1 protein-coding gene is annotated in these 1,588 nt (G+C 44.4%); it reads right to left on the bottom strand.

Going from position 1 to position 1,588, the window contains the following annotated elements; genetic code table 11:
* Nucleotides 1–3: 3 nt before the first annotated feature.
* Nucleotides 4–1,551: an MGH1-like glycoside hydrolase domain-containing protein gene (locus DDR33_RS14935; protein ID WP_202913751.1), complete on the bottom strand. Its 1,548-nt coding sequence runs from the start codon at nucleotides 1,549–1,551 to the stop codon at nucleotides 4–6.
* Between the last annotated feature and the right edge of the window lie 37 nt (nucleotides 1,552–1,588).

The raw sequence follows: 1,588 nt of genomic DNA on the forward strand, positions 1-1,588 counted from the left end.
CCCCTACATCTTCCCCTTCACATCCTTCAACTTTGCTGAGCTGATGATCTGTTTTCCATCAGCAAACACCTTCAGGCCTTTTCCCCTGCCGTACTTCTTACCGGTTTTATCCCAAATGATGGTTAATTGTTTTCCGTGATAAGTGACATTATCAAGGCAGAACCAGTCCCACTTATTTTCAGGGACCAGGGGACAGATCTCTACGATGTTATCGGGCCTGGGCTTCAAGCCAACAAGGTCGCTGATGACCAGGTCACAGAATCCCGAGTGATTATAGAAGCGGCTTCTTGGGATATCACCTTTAAGCCATTCTCCCGTTTTTTCATCCTGGTATTCGCCGATATACGTTTTGCCGTCGAGCACATGAGACATGGCATAATTATGAAGTTCGTTATAAAAGTTATCGGCAGTCATGCTTCCCTGCTTTTTATAGTTCTGAAGCAGGTTTGACAGCCCCTTTAGCGTCTGAGTAGTAGCAAAGGGCCATATAGCACCGTCCCATTCACACCCGTGACCGGACCCTCTGGTTCTGAAGGTAGGTTCGCGACGTTCCGCAGTGGTCAATCCCCAGGGGGCGTTAAAGCCTGCCGTATCAGTGAGCTGATTCCAGGCCTTTGCATATTTTGCCTTATCATCAGGGAGATTGAAATACCAGGGAATAAAACCTATTGCTTCCCGGGGCGCAAGTTTACCATCTTCCTTCAGGGTGAGGAAAAAGGAAGCACTATCACTCCATAAGCTATCTGTTACCAGTTTCTTTAATTGGGCTGACTTATTCTTGTATACTTTTACCAGGCTGTCATTACCCGCCATTGCAGCCATCTTTGAAAGAGCCAGTGCATTTGCATACATGTATGTACTGATAGTTGGTCTGCGGTTTTTCACTTTTCTACCACCACTTACAGATTCTTCCATTCCGTCCTTTACATCAAACTGCCAGAATAAGCCCGACGGCAGCTGTTTTTCAGATTCCCACTTACGGTAGTCGGCATCAAGTTCGGGAAGAAGAGCCGTTACAAAGTTCTTATCCTGATGAACGAGATACCTGTTGTAGATTGCATCGTCTACCCAACTGCTGAAAGCATGAAAACGGGGTGCCGGAAAGGTTTTGTCTTTTAAAACCCAGAAGTGAATATACTGATCAAGATATTTCTGATCATTCAGCCAGCGTCCTTCATAAATATGATGTCCGAGTGCACAGCTTATTGCGTTATATTTTCCTGCATGCTTTACCGGAGTGATAAACTCAGTAAAAATGAAACCTGCCGGCGTTTCCTTAAGATGCTTTCTGAATGTCCACCACCTGTAGTAATAGATCTTCTGAATAGCGGAATCGGGACATTCAAACAAAGGTGCATTTACGGCGATCCACTTGGCAGCATCTGCATTGGAAACATAGTTCTTTACATCCTCACTATCCAGAGAATTAAAATACCTGGTATAATTCTCTAATAATCCAGTTCCCAATATCTGGCTTCTCTTCTGCCCGAAAGCATTCAGCCCTGATATTATAAGACAAACGACGCCTAATAACTTAAAACTCTTCATCATTATTGTTAATATGATCGTTAGCAGCGGTCAATTCCCG

It is taken from the genome of Pararcticibacter amylolyticus, from assembly GCF_003130405.1.
Taxonomy (GTDB): Bacteria; Bacteroidota; Bacteroidia; order Sphingobacteriales; family Sphingobacteriaceae; genus Arcticibacter; species Arcticibacter amylolyticus.

Excerpts from the sequence above, each read along its gene's own strand:
- DDR33_RS14935 (WP_202913751.1), bottom strand. The coding sequence starts at position 1,551 with ATGATGAAGAGTTTTAAGTTATTAGGCGTCGTTTGTCTTATAATATCA.